At 49.3% G+C, this 26,291-nt stretch carries 20 protein-coding genes; 5 read left to right on the top strand and 15 right to left on the bottom strand.

The window, feature by feature from the left end; genetic code table 11:
- Positions 1 to 88: 88 nt before the first annotated feature.
- The 6 genes from ACJJIO_RS08175 to ACJJIO_RS08150 form a co-directional block, all read right to left on the bottom strand.
- On the bottom strand, positions 89 to 916 hold the full coding sequence (locus ACJJIO_RS08175; protein ID WP_444910700.1) for a DUF5694 domain-containing protein: 828 nt from the start codon (positions 914 to 916) through the stop codon (positions 89 to 91).
- Between the two features lie 204 nt (positions 917 to 1,120).
- Positions 1,121 to 1,582 carry a YccF domain-containing protein gene (locus tag ACJJIO_RS08170; protein ID WP_444910699.1) on the bottom strand — a complete coding sequence of 154 codons (462 nt, stop codon included), beginning with the start codon at positions 1,580 to 1,582 and terminating at the stop codon, positions 1,121 to 1,123.
- Between the two features lie 288 nt (positions 1,583 to 1,870).
- Complete coding sequence (locus ACJJIO_RS08165; RefSeq protein ID WP_444910698.1) at positions 1,871 to 2,389, bottom strand: nuclear transport factor 2 family protein; 519 nt, start codon at positions 2,387 to 2,389, stop codon at positions 1,871 to 1,873.
- Positions 2,390 to 2,721: 332 nt separating this feature from the next.
- On the bottom strand, positions 2,722 to 2,952 hold the full coding sequence (locus ACJJIO_RS08160; RefSeq protein ID WP_152455425.1) for a hexameric tyrosine-coordinated heme protein: 231 nt from the start codon (positions 2,950 to 2,952) through the stop codon (positions 2,722 to 2,724).
- 96 nt (positions 2,953 to 3,048) lie between these two features.
- The gene (locus ACJJIO_RS08155; protein ID WP_444910697.1) at positions 3,049 to 3,426 is read right to left on the bottom strand and encodes a PH domain-containing protein; all 378 of its coding nucleotides are present in this window, start codon (positions 3,424 to 3,426) and stop codon (positions 3,049 to 3,051) included.
- Between the two features lie 165 nt (positions 3,427 to 3,591).
- Complete coding sequence (locus tag ACJJIO_RS08150) at positions 3,592 to 4,512, bottom strand: LysR family transcriptional regulator (RefSeq protein WP_444910696.1); 921 nt, start codon at positions 4,510 to 4,512, stop codon at positions 3,592 to 3,594.
- A gap of 206 nt (positions 4,513 to 4,718) precedes the next feature.
- Here ACJJIO_RS08150 and ACJJIO_RS08145 point away from each other — a divergent pair, with 206 nt between their 5' ends.
- The 3 genes from ACJJIO_RS08145 to ACJJIO_RS08135 all read left to right on the top strand — a co-directional run bounded on the left by ACJJIO_RS08145 (position 4,719) and on the right by ACJJIO_RS08135 (position 8,529).
- Positions 4,719 to 6,164, top strand: a complete 1,446-nt coding sequence (locus ACJJIO_RS08145) for an NAD-dependent succinate-semialdehyde dehydrogenase (protein WP_444903328.1) — start codon at positions 4,719 to 4,721, stop codon at positions 6,162 to 6,164.
- 130 nt (positions 6,165 to 6,294) lie between these two features.
- Positions 6,295 to 7,608 (top strand): omega-aminotransferase AptA, encoded by a 1,314-nt coding sequence (gene aptA, locus ACJJIO_RS08140; protein WP_444887420.1) that lies wholly within the window; start codon positions 6,295 to 6,297, stop codon positions 7,606 to 7,608.
- 339 nt (positions 7,609 to 7,947) lie between these two features.
- Positions 7,948 to 8,529 (top strand): HdeD family acid-resistance protein, encoded by a 582-nt coding sequence (locus tag ACJJIO_RS08135; RefSeq protein ID WP_444887419.1) that lies wholly within the window; start codon positions 7,948 to 7,950, stop codon positions 8,527 to 8,529.
- 129 nt (positions 8,530 to 8,658) lie between these two features.
- On the opposite strand, the gene ACJJIO_RS08130 is transcribed toward ACJJIO_RS08135, so the two are convergent.
- A complete protein-coding gene (locus ACJJIO_RS08130) occupies positions 8,659 to 11,394 on the bottom strand; it encodes a M1 family metallopeptidase (RefSeq protein ID WP_444910695.1) in 2,736 nt (911 codons plus the stop codon).
- 142 nt (positions 11,395 to 11,536) lie between these two features.
- Positions 11,537 to 13,087: a CocE/NonD family hydrolase gene (locus ACJJIO_RS08125; protein WP_252083618.1), complete on the bottom strand. Its 1,551-nt coding sequence runs from the start codon at positions 13,085 to 13,087 to the stop codon at positions 11,537 to 11,539.
- A gap of 327 nt (positions 13,088 to 13,414) precedes the next feature.
- Between ACJJIO_RS08125 and ACJJIO_RS08120 the strand changes: the two genes are divergently transcribed.
- The gene (locus tag ACJJIO_RS08120) at positions 13,415 to 14,917 is read left to right on the top strand and encodes a hypothetical protein (protein WP_444883016.1); all 1,503 of its coding nucleotides are present in this window, start codon (positions 13,415 to 13,417) and stop codon (positions 14,915 to 14,917) included.
- A gap of 394 nt (positions 14,918 to 15,311) precedes the next feature.
- Positions 15,312 to 17,477, top strand: coding sequence for an MltF family protein (locus ACJJIO_RS08115; RefSeq protein ID WP_444910694.1), 2,166 nt, complete (start codon positions 15,312 to 15,314; stop codon positions 17,475 to 17,477).
- Between the two features lie 17 nt (positions 17,478 to 17,494).
- On the opposite strand, the gene ACJJIO_RS08110 is transcribed toward ACJJIO_RS08115, so the two are convergent.
- The 7 genes from ACJJIO_RS08110 to ACJJIO_RS08080 form a co-directional block, all read right to left on the bottom strand.
- Positions 17,495 to 17,869: a RidA family protein gene (locus tag ACJJIO_RS08110; protein WP_444910693.1), complete on the bottom strand. Its 375-nt coding sequence runs from the start codon at positions 17,867 to 17,869 to the stop codon at positions 17,495 to 17,497.
- A 40-nt stretch (positions 17,870 to 17,909) separates the two neighbouring features.
- Complete coding sequence (locus ACJJIO_RS08105) at positions 17,910 to 18,962, bottom strand: Kelch repeat-containing protein (RefSeq protein ID WP_444910692.1); 1,053 nt, start codon at positions 18,960 to 18,962, stop codon at positions 17,910 to 17,912.
- Positions 18,963 to 19,001: 39 nt separating this feature from the next.
- The gene (locus ACJJIO_RS08100) at positions 19,002 to 19,469 is read right to left on the bottom strand and encodes a GNAT family N-acetyltransferase (RefSeq protein WP_252083613.1); all 468 of its coding nucleotides are present in this window, start codon (positions 19,467 to 19,469) and stop codon (positions 19,002 to 19,004) included.
- Between the two features lie 250 nt (positions 19,470 to 19,719).
- Complete coding sequence (pepN, locus tag ACJJIO_RS08095) at positions 19,720 to 22,413, bottom strand: aminopeptidase N (protein WP_444910691.1); 2,694 nt, start codon at positions 22,411 to 22,413, stop codon at positions 19,720 to 19,722.
- 264 nt (positions 22,414 to 22,677) lie between these two features.
- The gene (gene aptA, locus ACJJIO_RS08090) at positions 22,678 to 24,018 is read right to left on the bottom strand and encodes an omega-aminotransferase AptA (protein ID WP_444883011.1); all 1,341 of its coding nucleotides are present in this window, start codon (positions 24,016 to 24,018) and stop codon (positions 22,678 to 22,680) included.
- A 335-nt stretch (positions 24,019 to 24,353) separates the two neighbouring features.
- On the bottom strand, positions 24,354 to 24,917 hold the full coding sequence (locus ACJJIO_RS08085; protein WP_252083610.1) for a phosphoribosyltransferase: 564 nt from the start codon (positions 24,915 to 24,917) through the stop codon (positions 24,354 to 24,356).
- An 11-nt stretch (positions 24,918 to 24,928) separates the two neighbouring features.
- The gene (locus tag ACJJIO_RS08080) at positions 24,929 to 26,290 is read right to left on the bottom strand and encodes an NCS2 family permease (protein WP_444910690.1); all 1,362 of its coding nucleotides are present in this window, start codon (positions 26,288 to 26,290) and stop codon (positions 24,929 to 24,931) included.
- Position 26,291: the final 1 nt, after the last annotated feature.

Here is a 26,291-nt window from a genome sequence, read left to right as displayed (position 1 = left end):
CGCACTATATGTAGTGTGATATCCAAGGGTATGGATTGGAATGAGTATTACTCTCAATTGTTAGTGATAAATAAGCCAGGTAGGAATTCTAGAGGTAATTATTGATATCCCACGCCCGGCGACTTTTGTCAACCTCTAGAAGGGTCTTTAGGATAGCAGTATGACCTGAGCCACCGATAGCAATTACTTTAGTTCCTGGCTGGGCTTTGGCCTGTATATTAGCGTACATACGAAAATTACGGTGCCACCAGCTTGCTGCTGCATCGGCCCCAATAAAACCTTTACCTGCACCTATATCATTTTCCATAATATAGAGATTCATATTATCTTGATCTTCCTTTGAGCTATTATGGAATTGCAGTAATTGACCTAAAGATAAAGTGCTGTGCCTGAGAGACGTATCCTTGCCGATTTTCTCTATGAGTTTGTCATGAGTTCTTTTTCTCTCCGGTGTTTCTTTGGTCATATAATCTCTTAGTTCAGCACCTTTCCAATGAACATTTCTTTCGTCATAACAAAGTACCTTGTCCAGTCCCGCTTTTTCCGCTATACGAAATCCCAGTTGTTGATTCTCATTTACGCTGAGGTCATGGTTGCCATTTTTATAAGAATTGAACTTGCGATTTATTGTTTTTTGATATGTCGGCGGGCATTCAATTAATACATGGGTGGGCCCCTCATCTGCAAGCTTGTTAGTAAGTTGCTCCAAATAGCGCTGGTTATTGGGGGTCAGTACGTTGATTACCTCTGACTTTACTGAATCCAATCCAGGATTATGAAAATGAAAAACACCAAATAGCATTACTTGGGCTGCTGGTGTGTCCTGCTCTGGTATTATGGGATTTTCAGCGGCGTAGCCAATAGAGTTGACAGCTAAAGCAAATGTACCAGCTAAAATTAAGGTAAGTTTTCTCATTGTTATACTCCCTGTGTTCATTAAAATGAGTGACGATTGTTATGTCACTCACTGTAAGACGCTGTAGAATCACAGGGAGATGCAGTATCAATAAATTTATTGTCTGCTATTTAAATAAAGCTATCTGGTACTAATGGCTTAAAGGTTCATTGATCACCTTGTCTCATTGAAACCATTTATCAGAAAGGCCTTACTCTTAAATGGCTAGATGTTTCCTCTCATTCTTGAAACTATCGTCTCAGCATTTTTCATCCTTGCAGCTTGGGCTACTTCTGTCACTACAATCGTTTTTCCAATTGGTGATAAGGATATACCTGCAAGCTTTAAGTGTTGAATGGCGAAAGGGATACCAATGATGGTTACAAAGCAGGCAATAGCATGTACCAAATGACCAATCGCCAGCCAAATTCCGGCAAATAGGAACCAGATGATATTGCCGATCAAGCCAAGTCCACTGGTCCCAATATCTTCGTTTAGGGTCAGCTCCTTGCGTGAAATAGCCTCACGTCCAAAGGGAAAGAATGAGAACATGCCCATTACAAAGCAGGCCCTACCCCAGGGAATACCGATAATGCTGACAAAGGCGATTAGTGCAAAAAACCACCAGCAAAGTCCCATAAAGACTCCGCCAAGAATAAACCATAAGAAATTGCCCAGGGTTCGCACACTTACTTCCTCGAGAGTTATTGTGGGGACTTAATGCAGTTGCTGTTCAGGTACCAGGGCTAAAACCTTGCCAGGCGGCACCCAGAAAGGCGATATCTTTCCCCTTTTGATATGCCCATACCACTCTGACGCGGTAGAGAGCTTCTATAGATGCATTAGGGCAAAAATTTGAATGAAGCACAATGGCTGGCATAGAGTGGTCAATCTCACCGGCTGGCGAAAGAGAGGTGAGCGCACTAGAAGAAAGCCCAATACTGCTAAGGATTACCGTTTATTAGCTTTTATACTTTATGGGATGAGCTCGTTAGCTTGGGCATTGGCATTCAGTAGCCGCTCGCATTGACTCTTGCCAATAATTGGCAGTTGGTTATCCAAAAATCCCATTTGTTTAAGTACAGTGGCTTGATCCCAATAGATATGTTCTGAGCTGATCTTATCGCCGTCAAAGTCAATTACTGCAACATGGGGAACAGACAGTTTCCTTCCCGTGGCTTCGATACCTGGAGCGAACCAATCCATACGCAGGGAGTGTGTCAAATGCAGGATAAACTCATCGATAACTCTGTGTTTTCCTACTGTGCGAGTCAGTAGCTCCAGGCTAACATCGGCCGGCATCTGCGGTATAAAAATATCCCTATAGAAGTTCCTCAGGGGTTCCTTTCCGGTTGCACCTGTGTTTACCGGGACGTGAATTAAAACAGGGTTGTCGGTCATAGTGGCGATAGCAGCATCAGCATCCTTTAGCTCAAACTCGGCTGCTGTATGGGTTTCCCAGACCGTAACAAGTCGTTCTTCTTGCTCACTCATGTCTATTACCACTCCATATTCCAAAAGGAGATAGGTACCAATGGCAATGTGATCCGCTCAATTGAGCCTTACCTTTATCGATATCTATACCAATGTCTAGATCAAGGTTTCTCTGCCACGGGCATCCAAAAGAAAGAATAGTTGCAATATAGATTGAAGAATTGGGGATGCTGGTGTTTCTTGATGTTTATAGTGAATTCTGTTGAATATCAGCCAGGGGACTGGTTTTATTTAGGTAAAGCTTGACTGGATATTTATGGTGAGGAAAGGGGAGAGGCGCTTTACAGAACTTTTAGCTAATTTTCAAATTCAATGTAAAGCGCTGAAATCTCTTAACCGCGCCAGTAGTTATTGGCGGCCGCTACTGTCTGAAAGTTGATGGCAACTACCTGGGATGAGGCGATCAAGCTATCTGCGTTTTCCTCGTAGGAAGCTCTCAACTTGCCTCTGACCTCATCCGAAGGTTGGGTGTATTTCACTCCCATTCTGGATAGTTTCATGGCCAATTCAAACCCTTGCTGTGCATTCTCGGTAATCAAACTTTCTAACCACATGTGTGACATGAACTTCCCTCTCTTGTGTATAAAATCTGTGATGGCATAAATATACCGACTTAACATTAAAATTGAAGGCCTAAATTGTGACGTCCTTCAATATTGTTAAGCCAGTACATACATACTGATATATTGATTAAATTGGATAAGATCAAAAGACCCTTTGATTTCAAATTTGACCTTTCCCACCTCGCTGAGATACACCACGATTTCACAGTCCAGGTCAAAGGTGCCAGAGCTTTCTACAGAAAACGCCTGTATTTTACTGTAGGGCAGTGATGTGTAGTCGACCTTGGAGCCGGTAATTCCCTGGACGTTGGCTGCGATAATTCTTTTGTTGGTAAAAACCACCTGATCGCGAATGGTTTTGAACCCTGCGAAGATAGATTCACCTTCAATTAAAAATTTATTGAAATCATCTCTAGCCTCGGAGATATCAATAGGCTTCAGTTTGAATATGGGTGAACTTTCAAAGTCGATCATAAAGCTTCCATGTGATTCATTTTGACACGCAGTTATTGTATATATGCTGCATTTTTATAACAGTGCAAACCTTTGGGTTTATTGCCAGTCATTAATGGTTTATAGGTCTTTCGTCTGGGAAGCAGTAACCTGGACCAATTTAGGCTACTGTGGCTTTGCCGATAGTTAGTTTTTAATTACTAAAGCCCGCAAAAATAGCTGCACAGCCGGGTGGTCTGCTGCATTCTTTTTAAAAGTGGCAGCATTCTGAATGCGGTAGTGAAAACGCTCGGCCAATAGCGGCTTCAGCTTGCCGCACGCCACATATTTTTCTGCGAGGTAATTGGGTAAAAACCCCACAAAACAGCCGGATAGAATCATCGCTAGCCTCGCGGCCATATGGTTAGCGGTGGAACGGTTGGGAAATAATCGGTAAAGGTGAGCCGCGCCAGAGAGCACGGCATGACTTGGGGCTGCCAGTTCCTGCTGGGTAAGTAATTCCTCGCTGACCTGATCCGCTTGGGCACATGGGTGTTGGGCGCCACAGTAGAGTGTGGATTGGTGGTGGAATAGCGGCTGGTATTCCAAGCCTGGTCGACGTGTGTGCAGGGGGTTAATCCCCACATCGGCGCGGCCGGCGAGTATCTCCAGCTCCAGTTCCTGGGGTGCGGCAAGTTGTACCTCCAGGTGTAGCTGGGGGGCCTGTTGGCGAAGGTGGGCAATGGTTGCCGGTAGATCCAGTTGTGGTATCTCCAGCACATCGTCTGGCATCACCAGACGCAGATTTCCGGTGAGGTGAGACTGAATGGCATTCACCTGGCTTTTAAAGGCCTCCAGATGGCCATCCAATTCGAGGATGGCCTCGAAGAGTTGCTCCCCCTCAGGTGTCAGTTTGAAGTCAGCACGACCGCGGGAGCGCAGGCACAATTGCATACCCAGGCGGGCTTCCAGGTCGGAAATATGTACGCTAATGGTGGAGCGGCCGATATTGAGGGCCACCTCTGCAGGCGCCAGGCCACCGGCGCGCACCACTTCACGGAAAACGCGCAACAGGCGAAGGTCTATATCGCTGAGGCGCCCGCCCAAGGCGCTTTTTGTCTTGCCCATCTGCCGATTTATCCCGTGTTATTTGAGTTAGTTTGCCGTAGCTTAGGCACTGCCCGCGGAGTGGGGATTGGAGTGGACAAGCCACTTCACCCTTAAGTTTGATAAATATAAACTTTAGTTCGAAAAATACTACTATTCTCCCTGGGCTGCTGCGGCCAGAATCGCCGCAATACCATTAATAACAGTAAATTATCAGGAGTTTTCCGGTGGAACTGGCGAATCCAAACCTGTTGAAGTCTCAGAACTATATCGATGGAGAGTGGCGGGATGCTGCGGGCACCGCAGAGGTGCGCGACCCGGCCAATGGCGAAGTACTGGGCTTAGTGGCCGATGGTTCAGCGGAGGATGCAGAGGCGGCGGTAGCAGCTGCGAGCGCCGCCTTCCCGGAGTGGAGCCGCCGCACCGCCGGCGAACGTGCCGCCATCCTCAAGCGCTGGTACCAGTTGATTATGGATAACAGCGATGATTTAGCGCGTCTCCTCACTTTCGAGCAGGGCAAGCCGCTGGCGGAGGCCAAAGGGGAAATCATTTATGGCGCCTCTTTTATCGAGTGGTTTGCTGAAGAGTGTCGCCGAGCCTACGGCCAGACGATTCCCACTCACAATCCGGCGATGCGCCTGAGCACCATCCGCCAGCCGGTGGGTGTGGTGACCTGCATCACCCCCTGGAACTTCCCCAACGCCATGATTACCCGCAAGGCGGCACCGGCGCTGGCAGCCGGCTGTACTGTGGTGATCAAGCCGGCACTGGAGACTCCGCTGTCCGCATTGGCGTTGTGCCAGCTGGCAGAGGAGGCGGGTCTTCCCAAGGGCACCATCAATGTGGTGACCGGCAGCGATTCACCGGGCATCGGCAAGGTACTGACCCAGGACCCGCGCGTGGCCAAATTTACTTTCACCGGCTCCACCGCCGTGGGCAAGCTGCTGATGGCGCAGTGCGCCAGCACCGTGAAGAAGATGTCCATGGAACTAGGCGGCAATGCGCCCTTTATCGTATTCGACGATGCGGATATGGAGACGGCGGTGCAGGCCTGCGTGGCGACCAAATTCCGCAACGCCGGCCAGGTGTGTGTGGCCACCAATCGCATTTATGTGCACGAGTCGGTACACGATGAGTTTGTGGAAAAGCTGCGTGCTGAAGTGGCCGCACTGAAAATCGGCCATGGCTCCGAAGAAGGTGTCAGCATGGGGCCGATGATTTATCGCCGCGCGGTGGATCGGGTACAGGACCTGGTACAGGATGCGGTAGAAGCCGGGGCGAAAATTGAGATTGGCGGTGAGCAGCTGCCCAATGGAGAAAACTATTTCGCTCCCACCCTGCTGACCGGCGTCACAGATGCTATGCGGGTGGCTCAGGAGGAGAACTTTGGTCCCATCGCCGCAGTACAGAAGTTTACCGATGAAGCCGATGTGATCCGCCGTGCCAACGATACCCCTTACGGTTTGGCTGCCTATGTGATGAGCGAGAACATTCGCCGCGCGAACCGTGTGGTGGAAGCGCTGGATTACGGCATGATTGCCTGTAACACCGGGGTATTCTCCACCACCGTAGCGCCTTTTGGCGGCAACAAAGAATCCGGTATCGGCCGCGAGGGCGGTGTCGAAGGCATGGCCGAATTCTACGAAACCAAATACTGCTGCTTCGGCGCCTGATTTTTAGTTTCGAACGGCAGTGCCGTGCGCTTGTCTGAGATTGCACAAGCGCCTGAAAAAATTCGTGGGAGTCGCTGGCTCCCCAACGTAAATATTTTGAAGTTTCAGGGAACTTGCGGAGATACAGTTTATGTCTGAAATGCCAACCAACGCTTTCTGGATGCCCTTTACCCCCAACCGCACCTTTAAATCTGCCCCGCGGATTGTTGAGCGCGCCGAGGGTATCTACCTCACCGAAAAAGGTGGTCGCCAGATTATTGATGCCACCGCCGGTCTCTGGTGCAGTAATGCCGGTCACGGCCGCACAGAAATTGCCGAAGCCATTTATCACCAGGCGAAAACCCTGGACTACAGCTCCATCTTCAATTTTGGTCACGAGTTGGGCTTTGAATACTCCGAGCGCTTGGTGAAGCACACTCCCGATGGCCTGGACCATGTATTTTTCGGTAACTCCGGTTCAGAGGCCGTAGAGACCGCGCTGAAAATTGCTCTGCAATACCAGCGTGCGCGTGGCAAGGGCACTCGCACCATGTTTATCGGTCGTGAAAAGGGCTACCACGGGGTGAACTTTGGCGGTATCTCCGTGGGCGGTATTGCCCCCAATTACCAGGGCTTTGGCCAGCCGGTGAAAGCGAACCATATGCGTCACACTCTGGATATCGAGCGCAACGCCTTTAGTCGCGGTTTGCCGGAGCATGGTATAGAGCTGGCGGAAGACCTGGAACGCCTGGTGGCTTTCCACGGTGCCGATCAAATTGCTGCGGTCATTGTCGAGCCGTTTGCCGGTGCTGGTGGTGTAGTACTGCCACCCAAAGGTTACCTGAAGCGCCTGCGCGAGATCTGTGACAAGCACGATCTGCTGCTGATTTTCGATGAGGTGATTTCCGGTTGGGGCCGCACAGGTTCCGCTTTCGCTTCTATCGAGTTCGATGTGACTCCGGATATGATCACCTCCGCGAAAGGTATTACCAATGCGGCGGTGCCTTTGAGTGCGGTGTTTGTAAAAGACGAAATTCATAACACTGTTATGAATGCAGCCGCCGAAGGTATGGTGGAATTTTTCCACGGTTACACCTATTCCGCACATCCAGTGGCCTGTGCTGCGGGTATGGCGACTCTGGATATTTACGAGCGCGAAGGTCTGCTCACGCGCGCGTCTGGTGAAATCGGGCAGCACTGGGAAAATGCCCTGCACAGCCTGGCGGATATGGACAATGTGATCGATGTGCGTAACTACGGCCTGGTTGGTGCTATCGAGCTACGTGCCCCTGAAAACCTCAAAGGTAAGTTCGGAGGCAAGGCTTCCCTTAAGGCCTGGGAATCTGGGGTAATGGCGCGTGGTATCGGCGATGCCCTGTGTATGTCCCCACCGCTGATTATCGAAAAACACGAGATCGATGCGATTGTGGATAAACTGCGCGGTGTGATCGGCGAGTTGGCCTGACCCATACCCTCCGCTGGCAGCCTTAGGGCTGCCGGTTGTCTCCTTTTCCGCTCCTTTTTTCTCCCGCTAAAACCCATCCATGCTAAGCACCCGCTCTCTAACTATTCGCTTGCCTGATTTTTCCGTTCACAAGATTTCTGCGCCTGCTTGTCGTTAAGGGCTACACTGAAATTAGCGGCCTGCGGCGCGATCATAGTCTTTGCAGAGTCGACTATTTGGTCGCGGCCGTGGGCCGCCGCTCTCTTATTTTTGCTGGTTCCAGGGAAAATATGTTCGGCTCTGCAAGGCTTTACAGCCTGGCGCTTCACTCAATGCTGATCTGTAACCCGGGGACTGCTTATGTCCACTGATACTTCTCCTATCCCCGCCGGCCCCATATTGAAGGTGCTCTCCGCCAACTGGTGGTTACTGCTGTTGCGCGGTGTTATCGCGGTAATCTTCGGTGTGCTGACATTTATCTGGCCGGGGTTGTCACTACTCACTCTGGTTTTTCTCTTTGGTATCTATGCCCTGCTCGATGGTATTTTTTCTTTGGTGGCGGCAGTTATGGGGCGGCATGCGAGCACTCCTCTTTGGTGGCTGATTGTTTCCGGCCTGATCAGCCTGGCTGCGGGTATTGTGACTTTTATGTTTCCCCAGGTAACCGCTTTGGTACTGGTGATTTTTATCGGTGCCTGGGCATTGGTGCGGGGAATATTTGAAATTGTTGGAGCGATCCGACTGCGCAAGGAAATCGACAACGAGTGGTTGTTGATTGCGATCGGTGTGCTCTCGGTAATTTTTGGCCTGGCAATATTGGTCAGCCCTGGAGCCGGAGCCCTGGCACTGGTATGGGTGATCGGGGCCTATGCCATTATCTTTGGCCTGCCCATGATCTGGCTGGCATTCCGCCTGCGCAAGCACAGCAAAAGCGAGAACTGAAAAAAAGCTATCGAAGGGTATCGGTGCAATATTCGGGTGTCTGCACCGGTTATTGGTTGGAAGGCTTAGCGTGGACAGGGTGGGGAAATCTCCTCACCCTGTACGGGATAAATAACAAAAAATAGCGGTTTATTTATTTGCCAGCTCTACCGATTTTGGCAGAGCTTTCATCAGTGACTGGCCTTTTTCCTGCAATGCCATACACAACTGAATACGCTCTTCAGTCTGCGCCAGGCTGCGCTGGTAGCCGGGCGTCAGCTTGCCGTGCTGGGCGAATAGCTGTTGCAATTCATCCAATTGTTTTTTATCGCAGAAGGCATTGGCAAATGCGGGCGTATGGCGGCGGATCTGCGCGGGGATTTTATCCACAACCTGGACAAAATTATTGCGCAGCCAAGCCCAGTGTTGCTCCTGCACCAGCGGCTGCGCCAGGGCGTAGCGAATCAGTGCAAAAGACTCCCGCGGACCCATCTGTTCGCTGAGTGCTAACTTCTGGATAGTTTTTATTTGCTTGGGGCTATTACTGCTGCCGATGGCGTTGGCACTGGCGTTTTCAAAGCGAGGATCATCCAGCTCGGTGCGCACTTTAATCAGGTGTGCGAGGAAGTCCTCTCCGGCATCCTGGATAGCCACGGTCAGGGCGGCTTCGTACAGGTCGGAGTTCAATGCCTGGGGATCGCGCTCGGTGTTAAAGCCGGTAAAGGCTGTAGCCTTTTCCATTAACTGTTTGCGGGTATCCGGGTCTTCTGCCACCAGTGCCATAAAACCGAGCAGGGCGCTGTGCAGCATTTGCTGGTCGGCATCTTCGCTGCTCGCGCTGTTGCTCAATAGTGGCAGATAAAGGTTCTGGGCAAAGTTTAGGAAAGCCAAGCGCTCGGCATCGTCGAGATAATTATCGCGGTACTTACGCAGGTAGCGCAGAGGCATGGTAATTACCTGGCGCTTGTCTGCTTTCGCTGACTGGCGCACAACATCGAGCAAGCGGGGAGCAGGTAGCTTACCGGCTTCGAAGGCAGCGAAGGCGCTGTCGATAATTGAAAGTTGCTCCGTAGGGGCGAACTGGGTGAAGCGCTCGGTAAGGGCCTGCCACTGGGGCTCGGGCAGGTTCCAGCGGTAGTAGCCGCTGCCCTGTGCGTTGGGCATTACCCAGCTGGGGCAGCTGCCTGCAGCGAGTTCCAGGGTCTCTTCTTTACCGGTCAGTATCTGACACTGCTGGGTGCCGCTGTCGCTGCTAAAGCAGAAGGGGATACTCCACTGCTGTGCGGTTGTAGCAATAGGGGAGCCAAGGGGTTTGTAGCGGCTCTGGGTGACATGCAGTTTGGCCTGGGCCGGATTACTGCAGTCCAGGGTCAGCTCCAGGTGTGGTACACCTTTTTGCTCGACAAAACTGCGGAAAGTCTCTGTCAGTTCCGGGGTATTGGTTTCCTTCCCGATCACTTTGTAGAAAGAAGGGGAGTCTGCCTCACCACCGTTAAAAGCTTCCAGATAGCGGCCCAGGGCCGGACGGAATTTCTCCGCGCCGAAGTAGTTATCCACCATATTGATAACGCCCAGGCTCTTGGAATAGGTGATGGAGTCGTAGGCGTTGCGGATATTGTTGTTGTCGCTAACAGGCTCGCGAATGGCGCGGGTGCTGGCGAGGGAGTCCAACTGCATAGCGCCGATTGCGTAGGTGGCGGCGTTTAGGTCGTGGCCGCCCTCGGGTTCCATAATACGCAGGGCCAGCGGTTCGCCCCAGGTGGCGAAGCCCTCTTTTAGCCACAGGTCGTCCCACCAGGGGGGAGTCACCTGATTGCCAAACCACATATGCGCGATCTCATGGGCGTGTACCTCTACCAAAGCCAGGCGCGCGCCGGGAGCGGGGTTATCGCCCACCAGAATGCGTTGCTCGCGATAAGTGATGGCTGCAGACAGCTCGGTGGCGCCGCTGGGCCACTGTGGCGCGGCGATAATATCGAGCTTTTTAAAGGGGTAGGGGCGCTGTAATTGATTCTCGAAGGTCTCCACCATTTTGGGGGTGATATCGAGAATGTAATTCATATCGCCACCGCGGCCCTGACGCGCAAAACCGCGCAGGGGGATAGGGTCCTTGCGGTACTTACTCGGTGGAATAGCTGCGCGCTCAACCACATCGAAGGGACCTACCGAGAGGGACAGCAGATAAGTGGACATAGGGGGAGTGGTGGCAAAAGTCACTTTCTCCATGCCGCCCGGCACAGTCTCGCGTTTTAATTCCGGCCCATTACTGATAGCGGCGTAGCCCTCGGGCACAGTGAGGCTGATGGAGAAGGGCGCCTTTAGGCCGGGTTCGTCGAAACCGGGCAGATATTTGCGCGCCTGGATGGACTCAGATTTGGCCAGGGCATAGGCATTGCCCTGCTCTTCCACTTTAAACAGGCCGGCCAGGTTGCGATCAAAGTCGGCGGCATAATCCAGCTGCAGGGTGAAGCTGCCGGCCGGCAGTTGCTCGGAGAATTCAACCGTGGCGACGCCGCTGTCGAGGACCTCGCGGTAGCTGGCTTGCACCTCACGCCCGTCTGCCAGTTGCGCAGTGGCTTTGGTTACCGACAGGTTCTTGCCGTGCAACCAGATATGGTTGCCGGCCTGGTCCAGCTGAATGTCGATAGCGACACGGCCACTGAAAGTATCTTTGCGAGGATCGAGAGTCAGGTCCAGGTGGTAGGTGCTGGGCTTTACTCCTTGGGGAAGCTTGCCCTCAGGGGCTTCTCTGATGTCCAGGGCTGTCATTTGAGCGCTGGATTCCTGGTCGATTTTCTGCGGGGCCTTTTCCGCCGGGTTACACCCGGCGACTGTTACTGATAACAGCGCCGCGCTCAGCAGGGCGAGCGGTATCTTCTTGTTCATAGAGCGATGGGGTACTTGGCCAAAAAAAGGCCATTGTACCGCTTTGGCGGAAAATTACGTGGGGCTGTGGGCGTTGAGATAGATCCAGGGGGAATGCCATGCCCGGCGATCAAGCGCTGGGCATGGTGATGGCTGTGAAAATTTACAGGTGTGGGACAGTTAAACTGGAAACCTTGCTGCTGCTATAGGGCACAGTGATGGTGTAGTTGGTATCTTGTGGCTTCTTGTAAATAGGGCCTTGAGTATCAATAGCCATAACTACTCGGTGACCAGCAGGCACATCGTAGCTGGTGGTGAACAGTTCAACCTCCACTTTTTGCTTCTTACCTGGCTGTTCAGTGCGCACAGTAATTGGTGCGTGGGTGATCAGGCGGCCAAGGCCAAAGAAATTGACATCGTAGAGATGTACATTCATTTGAACCTCGCTCTTACTGGGCTCGATCCACATCTCTAGCTTTGGTGCGCCGCGAACTTTCAGGGTCTCAGACTGCCTTGGTGACTTGTATTCGATGGCATAGTAACCGTTGATTGCCATCATAGGTGCGTACACCGGAATGCCGAAACCTTCTAAGGCATCGGAAACCAATGGGATACCGGTACCAGCAAAGGTATCCCAGCCCCCGTGGAATTCATTACTCCAGCTCCAGCCATCATATTTACCGCTCTCCATACTGCCGCTATTGAACATGGTAAAGCGCGGTTGTAGATACCAGGTGGTGCTCTCTTGGGTTACTGGGTAGTCCTCATAGTGCTCCAGCTTGTTGCTGATACGCACGGTCATGTCCACTTTAGGTTCGCGGTTGATTCCGTTGTCTTTGCCCTTCAGGTGGTGATCGAACCAGCGGAAGCTGGTAGACCAAATGTGTCCATCGTTGCCAGAGAGTGTCTCGGTAATGGCGTGGGTACCAGGGTTTAGCATCAGTTTCTTGGGCCCCTCAAGTAGGGAGAAGAAGTCTGTCATGCTGTTTGGCTTGAAAAGATAATCGGCAAAGTTATTCGATACTAGTACTGCTGTACCATTTTCATTTAGTTGATCGACATAGCTTATTGCCGAGCGTTTGGCGCCGAACTCTATAACTTGCTCCATGTTCTGGCCGCTGCGCAGGTCATCCCAGACTTGCTCAAGTTCAGCTTCTTTATCGAAGGCGGTAGTGACAAGTAAGCTACCCCAGACCAAGTTAACGGTTTCATTGGGGTAAAGCGCTTCAACTACATCGGCCCAGCCGGACAGCGCAGCAACCGCATCAATACGGGAGTCTTGCGCGGCGCTTAGTAGGGAAATACCGCCACCATAAGAAATACCAGCCATTCCCAGTTTGCCCACGGAGTAATTGGATTCGAGCCAATCAATCAGCACACCCACATCGGCAATGCTGTTCTCTCCGGCCACGTCCACCAGTCCACCGGAGTGGCCAAAGCCACGGGTGGAGTAGCTTAAAACCAGGTATCCATTTTCAGCCAGCTCCTTGGCCTGGAAGTGGTATTGGCGTTTTTCCAAGCCCCAGCTGTTGGTGAAGATCACGGTAGGGTAGCCCTCCGCTGGTGCCGGGGTTTCCGGCACAAACAGGTTGGCATCGAGTACCGTTCCGTCGAAAGAGGTAATATCCAGGTCGGAAATATATTCAGGGGCCGACCAGGCATGCGCTGACATCATAGCGCCGCCAAGCAGCGCCAGTAGTGGTGTAGTTTTCATTTTTTTCTCTCGTCAAAGTAAATTATTTTTATTTTTTGACCATGATTAATACATTGGTCAGAAGCGCAATATATAGAACCCGGCCGCGTATTTGTATGCTGTTTGATTAAAAAATGAGACGCTTGTCTCGTAGTTTGTCGCTGCCCCCATTAGGTTTTTATATCGACTTTTTTAAATTCACTTTGTCCAGGTGGTCACATAAAAATCGCCTAAAAAGTTCATTTCTTATTCATATTGATCTTTTTTTGATCAATAAAAACCGGTAATGTGTGCTTCTACGATTTGGCCACGGAGGGCTTCGGCAACAATGACTCGGTGGCCTGAACTATGGTTTCTCGCTCAGCTGTTTTCTTAGTACTTTTTTTCGTTTTCTCACTGTCTGCCAATGCTGCATCCCGCTACCTCGGCGAGGAGATCTGGTATCAGGTAGACAGTAAAAACTTTCGGGTTATTACCGATGGCGACCCCAAAGCGGTAAAAACCCTGGTGGCCGATCTGGAGCGCTATCGCGCCGTGGCCATAGAGCTGTTGGAGGTAGACCCTAGCGTCCCTAAGCTCACAATTTATGCAGCCGGGGACCGCAAAACCTATGCGGGTCTGGTTGGGGCTGAGTTGGCGGAGATGACCAACGGCCTGTTTGATACCTCCGCCGAGGGCAGTTATGCCCTGGTGAACCTGGATGGCCGCAGTGTAAAAAAACAGCTTAAGGCCCGTGAATTTCTCTTTCACGAATATACCCATTTCCTTAGCTATAACGGCAATACCACGCATTTCCCCTACTGGTATAGCGAGGGCTTTGCCGAATTTATGGCGACTATGTCCTTCCCTAAAAAGGGGCGTTATGAACTGGGCGAAATTCCCCAGGAGCGCGCTCAGACTCTGATGTATGCCGGCTTGATGCCGCTCGACCGGCTGCTGCGTGCAACGGTGTACGATACCGACCCCGAGGAGAAAGCCGATATCTATGCCAGCGGTTGGTTGCTGTCCCACTGGTTGATGATGGAGGGCGATAAGGCGGAAGAATTTAAGCAGTTTGTCAAAGACTACAACGATGGTGCAGATCCGGTGAAATCACTGGAGAAAGCCCTGGGAATGTCGGTAAAAGAGCTTGAAAAAGTGTATGTAGCCGCATTTGACTCAGGGGAATATGAGGTGGTCAGTGGGGATATCCCTGCTGATTTTAAAGAGGTGACACCTCGAGTGAAGCGCCTGCAAAAGCGGGAAGCAGTAAATGTACTGGCGAACTTTATTGCCCAGTCTGGTTACAACCTACAAGCCCTCGACGATCTGATTACCTATTCCTACCACACAGGGATCTACAGCACTGAGCTGGCTGCCATTAAGGCGAGTGCGGATCTGCGTATAGGGGATTTTCCGCAGGCCAGTCATTTGCTTGCCAGTGTGCCAAAAAAGGATCGCCGGCAACCCTGGTACCTGAGTGCCCACGCCTGGCTGACGGTGAATCAACAGGCCACGGTGCCCAACGATGCCCGCGATTTACGCAGTCTGAAAAAGGCTCGTGAAGAGTTCGACTACCTGGTGAATAAAGAGCCTCAGAATGCTTCTCACTGGTTTGGTCTGGCCATGGCTATGGAAATGTTGAGCTATCCCCGTGAGGAATATCTATCCAAGCTTGAAGAAGCTTATAAGCGCGCACCGCGGGAGCTCCATATTGCTCAGTGGCTGGCAGAAGAACTCTATCAACAGAAAAATGCGGAATACTTTGCCCGGGTGGCAAAGCCGCTGATGTTCGAACTCCCGGATGAGGAGGAGAACCGACAAATAAAAATGAGATTGGCGGAGCTACAGGGCAAGCCTAAATCCAGCTAATAACAATAAGATGCTCCCAGAATAATAGAGGGGCTGTCACTTGATGTAAGAGACAACCCATAGTCGCCAACGTATATTTGCCCGGCAATTTGGTTTGCCGGGCTTTTTTATTGAGGCTGCGGAAAACTGGTACGATTTGGCTTATTGTTACTGATGTTGGGTTTCTTCCTGATAAAGGGGGAGTACTACTTAACTACTAACATTATAACGATGACGCCTTACCCGGTGCTTTTTAACTATTGAAAGACATCGAACAGAAGTCAGAATTTGTTTTTAAATACCTTTAGACGCCGATGCCTTGCGGCGACAGTAATACTCTACGCCGCATTAATTCGCTAGTTAGTCAAAAAGTGGATGGATAACAATAACAATTTCGCTGAAATAAGGTTGAACTGTGCATAAAAAAATAGTCGCGATAACTTTTCTGATCGTCGCTCTTGTGTGTTCAGTAAGCTGTGAAAAGCGCTCTTCTCAACAAGTAGAATCACAGCAGGTTGAACCCCAACAGGTCGTCGCTGAACCCACTAAAGAACCTGAAATTGTTTTTGCGAACTACCCGGAACTCGGAGACCTACCCGCCTTACAGGAGCGAGGCATCTTGCGCTTACTTGCTCCCAGAGGCCCTGAGGAGGATGCCCTGCCGCGTTCTGGCTTGCCGCAGGGAGAGTGGCGGGAGCTTGCAGAGAAATTTGCCTACAGCCGCAACCTAAGGCCCCAGTGGGTTTATGTGGATAACTTTTCCGGTTTGGTCCCCGCTTTGGCAGAAGGCCGAGGTGATGTGATCGCCACTAATTTTTCCCGCACGGCCAAAAGACGCTCGCAGGTGGCGTTCACACGGCCGCTACAAACGGTGAATGAACTAGTAATTACGCTTCGCGATTTGAATAGCCCGCTACAGGAGGTAGCCGTTCGCCGTGGCAGTGCCTATGCCGAAACCTTGAGTGAAGATACAGATCAGGCCTATAAGGTCACGCTCCTGGATGGTGCGGTGGCAAACAGCGCATTGTTAGATGCTGTTGTCGCAGGTAAGTATCAGGCAACCGTGATGGACAGTAATTTGGCCGATGCGCTTTTGCCCGATTATCCGCAGCTCGCTGCCAGCGATCAGCTGGAATCCAGCAGAGATATTGCCTGGGCAGTTCGTCTCAATGCCATAGAGCTACGACGTGAGCTCAATGAATTCCTGACGGCAGAATTGGTATTGGCCGGGCAAAACTCCAATAAAATGATGCGGGATTGGGAGGGTATTTTAGCGGATGGCACACTGCGAGTACTGACCCGTAATCATCCAGCTTCTTACTTTATTTGGCGTGGGGAATTGATGGGGTTCGACTATGACCTGCTGAAAAAATTTGCTCGTGACCATAAGCTTCGCCTCAGTATGGTCGTGCCCGATGCGGATATGGATTTAGCAGATGCCCTGCAGGCAGGTATGGGCGATATGATCGCCTCGTCACTGACGATTACCGAGATGCGCCGTAAGCAGGGGCTCGTTTTTACACGCCCCTACCTTGAGGTGACTGAACAGCTGATTGCTCCAAGCAAAGATATCTCCCTGCAAGGTGATGTGCCCTTAGAGCAAATGCTGTCGGGAAAGATGGTGGCTGTAAACCCACAAACCAGCTACCGTGAGAGTCTCTCAGAGATGGTGGTATTGCAGCGGGAGCAGGGAATCGCCCCACTTCAGATATCTGAGCAGCTAGGCGCAACAACCGAATATTTAATCGATGCCGTTGCTCAGGGGTTATTTCCCTATACGATTGCAGATTCTCATCTGGTTGCCATCGAGAGCACTTATCGCGATGATTTTAGGGTGGTGGCTGAATTGCCCAGTGTCAGAGAAATAGCCTGGGCTGTGCGTGCAGATCAAAGCCAACTGCTGGGAAAATTAAATAACTTTTTAAATAAACACGATCGCGATTTGTTTTTTAATGTTACTTACAATAAGTACTTTAAAGAGAAAAAGCGTATCCTTCGCCACCAGGAAAATCGCCTGCGCAGTAGTAGTGATTCACTTTCACCCTACGATCCTATAGTCCATAAATATACGGATAAAACGGATCGTGACTGGCGCATGGTGGTTGCTCAGATGTACCAAGAAAGCCAGTTCAATCCCCGCGCCCGTTCCTTTGCCGGGGCTCAAGGATTGATGCAGGTGCTCCCGCGTACTGCTCGCCAATTAGGGGTCGATAATCTTTATGAGCCTGAGAATGGTATCCGTGCGGGAGTGTCCTATCTCGATTGGCTGGATCAACGCTTCCCACAGATGCTTTCGCAGGAGCAAAAAATATACTTTACTTTGGCTGCTTATAATGCCGGCCATGGCCATGTACGTGATGCTATAGCCCTTGCTCAGCGCATGGAATTAGATCCCGATCAATGGTTTGGCCATGTAGAACAGGCCATGTTGTTGTTATCCAAACCTGAATACTATCGCCAGAGTCGCTTTGGCTATGTACGGGGTCGGGAGCCGGTTAAGTATGTGCGGGAGATACGGGATAGATATATAGGCTATCTCGGTGTAGAGCGTAATGGGCCTCCTCGGGGAGGCGAATGGTGATTCTAGCCTTGGTGGCCTTATACCATAGCCGCTATTGCCTCGATCTCTAGTTTTAGGTCAGGGTGAATCAGATTAGAAACTTCGACTAGTGAACAGGCTGGCAAGTTTCCGTCATAAAACTGAAATAACGCTTTGCGCAGGTTACTGGTCTGTTCGATATCCTTTATGAAGATTGTTAACTTAATCAGATCAGATTTGTTCCGTCCCTCGTATTCCAGGATATTATCTATCTGAGAGAGTACCTCTTGGGCTTGATCTAAAAATTCTTTTTTCTGAGAAGAGGTTCCCTGTGCGGTCAAGCCCGAAATGTAGAGCGTATTTTCATGGATAACAGAATGTACATAAGGGCCTTTTTGTGGCGGTAGAAAGGGATATTCTCTTTTTTTAAGCATAATTAATCCAAGCTTATACGGAAAATTACAAATCTAGGGGTTATGGTTTCCAGTTCATTTTTATAGTCGACGCTAAGGTCTCTTGTGGACCAACTTTAGCGGCTCCACCAATAATATAAATGGAATCGTTAATTGTAACAGCACCGTGTCCATGGCGAGCCATAGGGAGAGAGATTTCTTTTCTCCACTGATCACTAATTGGGTTGTATGACCAGATCGAGTTAAATGCAGAGCCTGTTTTCCAGTAACCGTTGGGGCCAAAGGCTTCTCCACCGGTAACTATTATCTTTCCCTTTAATGGTGTGGCAGTTAGCCCGGCAAGTGATTGGGGTAGCGGTCTTATTTTATTCCACTTGTCCAAGCTGGGATCATAGACTTCCGCGTAGGAGAGATTCCTAGCCTTATTATTTCCATTGCTAGCTTGGCGCCCACCAATAGCATAGATTCTATTGTTTAATGCCGCACCTGCTGCGGAATTTCGGCTGATAGTCGCCGGAGCTGCAGTTTCCCAGTTGGCATTGTCTATCAATATATAATGATTTTTCGTATCGCTATTTTTAAGTTGGTCGTTAGGTGTTTTTCCACCGATAACATGGATGCCTTTTGATGTGTTGGCATAGATGCTTTCGGCCATGGGAGCCGGCAAGCGGGGCCCAGAGGTCCAGATATCTTCACTGTTGGACAGCTTATAAACAGTAGCCTTGGCCTGCCAAGCATTGTTTTTTACTCCATTGAAACCTCCAATGCCATAAAGATATTTGGAGTTTGCAGCCATACCTAGATGGTGTATAGCTTCTGGGAGTGGTGGACCATCTCGCCAAGTTTTGGTTTGGGGTGAGAATATATAGGTGCGATCTGTAGGGGCTAGACCGTAAAATATGGAATTAGATGATGGAATAAAACCACCTGAAATATAGATTTCTCCAAAGAATACAGAGGGGTATATTTCCTGAACGGCTGTTTTTAAGTCTGGTAGTTTAATGAATCGTAGTTTATGGGCAGATTGCCATGTTCCAGCTTTCCCCTCCATTCCACCGAGTATAAATGGTGCCGCTCCGATAATTTTTAAAAAATCTCTTCTAGAGTAAGGCATATGTTTGTATCTCTCCTTGAGTTAAATGGTAAAGCTTGCTTACAGCCTAAGTTTTTTTGTAAAAAATAGACTGTGTGGATCCTCTCTATAGTTGGAAAATGGCCCGCAGGATTTAAAGCCATTTTGATAGTAAAGTGCTATTGCTGGAGCAAAATTTAACCTGTTACCAGTTTCAAGCTTTACCTCACTGTAACCCCGTCTTCTGGCTTCATTTATTATCTCCTGTAATACTGCTTTAGCGACACCTTTGCGTAGGAAAGATTGGCTGGTTTTCATTGACTTGATTTCTCCCAGAGTAGAGGAGACTTCCTTGAGGGCGCCACAGCCTGCTAGAACGCCATTGATCTTTGCGCTCCAGAAGGTGATTTTGGGATCAACTAACTCTTCTGGTTTGAGGGCGTGCACACTTTCAGGGGGGGAGTGCTGTTGCATTTCTTTTAGGTGCTGCGCCAATAACTCTACGACGGTACCATCTGATAGATCGTCTTTTTGAACCGCTATATACATAGAGATGCCTTTGTTATTTTAAGTATAGATACCATTGAGGTTTAATTTATGCAGGTCTAAATTATGTTGGGTAGTAATTGTTTTCATTGATTTATAGGCATTTATCCATTGGAAGGCGAGTTCAATAAATAAGGGCCTATAGGCCCTTAAACATTCTTATAGTACTGATTCTTTTATTTTTTTGTGCACTCTACAGGACATCTATAAAAATAGAATCCGATGTTATCCTTTATCCTTTATCCTTTATCCTTTATCCTTTATCCTTGATGAGTAAAGCTTGCCCCATTTTGATGCATCGTTCACTAGTGTAGAGGTGATTTTTTAATGCTTTAACCAGTGTGGGCTTAAATTGAGGGTTTTCTTCAAGAGTGGTGCTTATTTTTTGAGCGCCCTCATTTGAGCACATTAGGGGGAAAATATTGGTATAGCTACTGATTAGCTCTGAGGAATCCTCATTATTAATTTGCTCCAGTGCGTAAAGGATTTTTTCGCTGTTATTATTAAATAGGGAGATTTGTTCATCTTTAAATAGAGAATAAGAGGCCTTGCGCAGTTCACTCAACTTGAAGTTATCCCTGTGCTGAATTAGGTTTTCTAACCATTTTTGTTTGATTTCTGGTAAAGGTCTTACCGCTTCGGCAGCAATGGCATTCAGTTTTGATCTGTCTGAGCTATCTTTGCTTAGTTCACGGGCAATAGCTTGTTCATAATCAGAATATAAATAGCGATTTTGCAGGTGAATTAAATCCCAGCGCATATCCGGATCTAGGATTAGTCCTTTAACTGAGAGCTCACCCATCAGTAATAGTTTGGCATTGTTGAGCGCGCTGTTCGAATGAGCTATTTCGGTAAATAGCTCAAACCAAGTCTTTTGTTGATCGCTGCCTGCAGGTGACTGCTGTAGTCGCTCCCACGCAAAATCCTCCATGGTTTTTAGAATTTTACTACGGCGCTGTTGATCAATAGGAACTTGGTTTAGATAACTATGGACATAATTTAAATAGCGCGCATTGAGTCGAATAGCACTGATATCTTGTTCGGCGACACCATTATTAATAACAAAACTGATGTATTCATCAAGGGGGAGCTTTGCATCATAGGCGCTGTCGAATAGGCTTTGCCACAGCATAAGACGGGTGAAAGGATTTTCAATGGCATGGAGGTATTGAGCCATATTTTTCAGTGTGATTGAGTCAAGAGTTACCTTGGTAAAAGCCCAATCTTCCTCGTTAGGATAGAGAATTTGAGGGCAGGATAACCCTTTAGCACTCTCTACTTTGGTTAATGCATCGCTGTACCTTACCGACAGGGTGGCATAGCGTTTCATAATCCCCTCATCCATACGATAGAAACCGAGCTGAGTGCGTTGTTCGCGTAGCGTCGGGTAATCATCTGGAGCTGTCTGTGTCAGACTAAGGCCGGTAATCCGATCATTTTCACATTCGAAACTTGCTTCAATAGTGTTAAGACCGGCTTGATAAAGCCATTGTTGTTGCCATTCCTCCAGATTGATGCTGGCGGCCTTGCCCAGATGATTAATAAAATCATCAAGTGTAGAATTTTTGTAAGAAAACTCTTTCAGGTAACTGCTAACGCCTTGACGAAATTTTTCTTTACCGAGGAAATAGGGTAATTGTTTGAGTATAGAGCCCCCTTTGCCGTAGGTAATACCATCAAAATTACTAAAAGCTTCTTCGGTATTTTTTACTGGTAGCTGGATGGCATGAGTAGTGGGCCTTTGATCGGAGTAATAAGCCCACTGTTTAGTACCAAGATAAAAATTTTCCCAGGCATTGGAAAATTCACTGTTCTCTGCTAAAGATAGGTTGGCCATATAAGTGGCAAAACTTTCATTTAGCCAAAGATCGTCCCACCAGTTCATGGTCACTAGATTGCCAAACCACTGATGTGCCAATTCGTGCGCAATAACATTGGCCAAGCGCATACGCTGGGCCTGGGTTTTTTCTCCACGAGATACGTAGGCATCATTAAAAGTGACTGCCCCCACATTTTCCATGGCACCCGCATTGAAGTCGGGTACCAGGATCTGATCATACTTATTAAAGGGGTAATCTATTCCAAAATAGGGTTGAAAAAATGCAAAGGACTGCTTGGTGAAGGTAAACCAGTCTTTGGTTTTAACATATTGTGCCAGGCTCTGGCGGGCCATCAGGCGTAGAGGGATACCTTTGGCGTTATCCTCCCAAATATGGTAGGGCCCAGCGTGTAATGAGAATATGTAGGATGAGAACTTTGGAGTTTGTGGAAAAAACCAATGCTTTATTTCACCCTCGTGCTCTACTCTATGTTCCCGCTCCGCACTGATTACTACCCACTCTTTTGGCGCTGTGACATCTAGTGTATAGCGAGCTTTAAGGTTCGGTTGGTCAAAATGTGGGAAAAGGCGGTTGGCGTCATAGGGTTGAAAATCAGTATATAAATAGACTCTACCATCTACAGCGTCTTTAAATCGGTATAGACCCGACCCATTATTTGAATAAGGATGTCGATAATTTATTGTAATTGTATGCTTCTTATTGGGTAGCTGTGTATTATCAATACGAATAAAATGTCCATTGTAACTGAAAGGAGTCTTTTGGTTATCCACCTGTACAGTTTCAACAGTACCTCCAGAGAAATCGATAGTTAGAGGCTGTTGTAAGGGTTTGTTGAATTTAATTTCAGTTACAACTGTGCCGGAAAAACTGTCTCCGTTGCGATCAAGATGAATACTCAGTTGGTAATCTACCTCTGCAATTTGCTGTTTTCTCAGCTTTGCATATTTCTCAGATAGCCCCGCGATCTCCGCTCTTGTTACAGGTTTTGTTGTAGAAGTTTGTGCGGCTTCTGTACTACCTGGCTTTTGCTCACAGGCAGCGAACATGATACTGCACAAGAGAGTGGTAATAAGTCTTAATCTTTTAATCTTGGTTTGATTGATCATGGTGGTCTCACCGATCGGTTAGTTGTTATTGCTATGATTCTATATTGGTCCGCAATGTATGCACCGAGAATCTTACTATTGGTGCTATACAATAAATAGATGAAATGGCCCAAATAAAAGGCGGTTAAAGTGGGTTAGTCTTCAAAATTATATCCCATGTAGATTCGGGATTATTTTATTAACAGGGCTTGAGCGTTAAGGGGTTGTTCTTATGGGGTGAATTGCTGTTTAGCAAGGAGGGAAGCCGCTAACAGAATAAAAACGCTATTGACCATTAGCAACTTCAAGAACAGACTCAGCGAGGGCGTTTACGAGTCCATCAATCTCTTCACGGCGTGTAATAAATGGCATGCCCAATTGAATGGTGTCTCCGCTATAGCGAACATAAAAGCCTTTCTCCCACATCTTTAAGGCAATGCGGAATGGGTGTAATAAGGGCTCCCCTGGGGCTCTCTCAATCGTTAGCGCAGCGGCTAGGCCACAGTTGCGGATATCGTAAACCAGAGGCAAGTTGCTCAGCTGATGTATATATTCTTCCAGAAGATAGGCAAGCTCTGCTGAGTGCTTGAAAAGATTATCTCTCTCTAGAAGTTCTAAGGTAGCAAGTGCTGCTGCACAGGCTACTGGGTGCGCTGAATAAGTGTATCCATGGGGTAGCTCCAACTGGTAGTCGGCTCCTCCTTGTTGCATAAACGTCTCATAGATCGTTTGCTGCACCACCGTGGCTCCCATGGGGATGACTCCGTTAGTGAGTTGCTTGGCGATGTTGATAATATCTGGAACTACGCCAAAAAGCTCTGCACCTGTGGCAGTGCCCAGTCTGCCAAATGCGGTGATTACTTCGTCGAAAATCAGTAGGATTTGGTGTTGCTCGCAAATATCCCTAAGTCGCTGTAGGTAGCCTTCTGGTGGGGGTAAAATACCGGCGGAGCCAGCCATTGGCTCAACGATGACAGCGGCAATATTGCTAGCATCGTGTAGCTCAATAATTTCTAATAGTGATTCGGCAAGGTGTGCCCCATATTCAGGCTGTCCGCGACTAAAGCGATTTTCCGGCAGTAGTGTATGGGGAAGGTGAGCGGTGGAGAGCGCCGGACCATAGATGGCTCGGTTGGCTCCGATGCCGCCGACACTAACTCCACCAAAATTCACTCCGTGATATCCCTTACTTCGACCAATTAGTTTTGTCTTGCTGGCCTGTCCTCTTTTGCGCCAATAGGCACGGGCAATCTTCAGCGAGGTCTCCACTGCTTCAGAGCCGGAATTGGTGAAAAATACCCGATTGAGGCCCTCCGGCATTAAGCGAGTGATTCGTTCCGCCAACTTGAAGGAGCCGGGGTGGCCAAACTGAAAGGAGGGGGCGAAGTCTAGAGTCTCCAACTGCTGGTTAATGGCTTTGGCGATTTCTTTTCGATTATGACCCGCGCCACAGGTCCACAGGCCCGAAAGGCCATCGAATATCTGGCGACCATCAGCGCTGGTGAAATAGCACCCATCAGCGGCTGTAATAATTCGTGGGTCTCGTTTGAACTGCCGGTTACCGGTGTAGGGCATCCAGTGTGCATCGAGTTGTGTTTGGCTGAGCCCTGCAAGTTTGTCGTTCATTTTTATTTTCCGACAATTGGGACAGTTATCTTAGACAATCTTTAAATAGTTCGTTGTTACCATTTGAAGCCCTAAAGCAACATTGTGAATTTATTTAAGGCCCTCTTAATTCTGGACCAACTTTTCTATTTAATAAATTGCCTAAAACTAACTTTAGTTGCATAAGTGGGGGCTTTTGAGAAAGGTTTGAAGTATGGGGCTTGATTGTAGCTTTTCGGTTCTAGCGTAGTTATTAGACCGGAAGAGGTGGAGAGAGAGGAGTCGTAAGGATACTGACAACTCAACGATAAAGAAGGGGAAGTACCGGGGACCTGAGTCCCCGGTAACAAAGAGGATCAGACTGCGGTAGCAATCCGGTCAACGTAAGGGGCGAGTTCGGGCTTGTTCTCCAGGATTTCTTCCCGGGTGAGGCCGTCGATCTCATGAGGGAATACCAGCCACTCTTCAGTCTTGTGGATAAAGTAATCCGGCTCGCGCTTCGCTTTGTTGTTTTTCGGCTTGTAGTAAGGCGTTGCAATACGAATCTCTGGCGTGTTCTTTTTACAGGCTGCGCGCAGGTCTTCAATTGTTTGTTCAATACTCAGGCCGGAATCGTGCACATCGTCAACGATCAGCAGGGAGTCGTGGGACTCAAGGCGCTTAATCAGGTAGTTCAGACCATGCACTCGGACTTTCTTGTCGCGCTCGCCGATACCGAGGTAGGAGGAAGTTCGGATTGCGATATGGTCCGCATCCACACCCATCACATGAAGCAATTCTTGTACCGCGATACCTACCGGAGCGCCGCCACGCCATACACCAACGATGTAATTAGGGCGGAAGCCGCTCTGATAGATTTGTTCGGCAAGCGCGTAGGAATCAATCAGCAGTTGCTGTGCGCTGATAAAATGCTTTTTCATCTGTGTACCCCTCAGAAAAAGGCGAACTTGGCAATAAAGAGAGCCGCTAACACGTAGACACTGATGCTGACGTCTTTACTGCGCCCGCTCAGTGTTTTGATGACTGCGTAGGCAATAAAGCCCAGAGCAATACCGTGAGCGATAGAGAATGATAACGGCATCATTACTGCCGCAATCACCGCCGGAGCGGCTTCGGTGATGTCATCCCAGTCGATGGAAGACAAACCGGAGGTCATCAGGACGCCGACATACAGCAGAGCCCCGGCAGTCGCATAAGCGGGAATCATCCCGATCAGCGGGGAAAAGAAGGTGGCCAGCAAGAACAGACCAGCGCAGACCACTGCAGTCAGACCGGTGCGTCCGCCTGCGGTAATACCCGCGGTGCTCTCAACGTAACAAGTAGTGGTGGACGAACCCAGAACAGAACCGACTACAGAAGCGGAGCTGTCTGCCATCAGGGCTTTGCCCATGCCCGGCAACTTACCGTTTTCATCGAGAAGCTTGGCGCGGTCGGAGACACTCAGCAGAGTGCCGGCAGTATCGAACAGGTCTACGAACAGGAAGGCGAAGATGACACTGATCATACCCACTTCAAATGCCCCGGCGATATCCAGTTCGAGGTAGGTGGGCGCCAGGCTCGGTGGTGCGGAGACCAGGCCGGTGAACTCTACTTTACCAATAGCCAGTGCAATAACGGTAACTGCGAGAATGCCAATCATTACCGAGCCGAGCATACGGCGGTAGGACAAAGCCACAATAATAAAGAAGCCCAGAGCAGCCAGCATAGCTTCAACAGACTTAAGGTCCCCCAGGGTCACCAGGGTGGCGGGGCTGGCAACCACGATCCCTGAGCTCTTCAGGGCGATAATCGCCAGGAACAGTCCAATACCGGCTGCCAGGGACTGCCTCAGGGAGGTGGGAATACTGTCGATTATCCATTCCCGCAACTTAAAGATACTAAGCAGTAGGAACACTACTCCTGATATAAACACTGCACCCAGGGCAACCTGCCAGCTATAGCCCATTTCGCCCACCACTACATAGGCGAAGAAGGCGTTGAGGCCCATTCCCGGCGCCAGTGCGATGGGGTAGTTGGCGTACAGCCCCATGATTAGACAGCCGATCGCAGCAGCAAGACAGGTCGCCATAAACACGGCGCCCTTATCCATACCAGCCGCCGCCAGGATGTTGGGGTTTACAAAAATGATGTAAGCCATAGTCAGGAAAGTGGTTACACCGGCAATCACTTCCCGGCGAACATTTGTCTGACGCTCAGACAGCTTGAACAGCTTTTCCAATAAAGAGGCGTCGCTGCCCGCCTGGGGAATACCAGACCCTGGGGTCGCTGATGTTTGGATATCAGAGGGTTTCATA

It is taken from the genome of Microbulbifer mixtoriginis (SeqCode), assembly GCF_052467235.1.
This window is presented reverse-complemented; position numbering and strand designations above follow the sequence as displayed.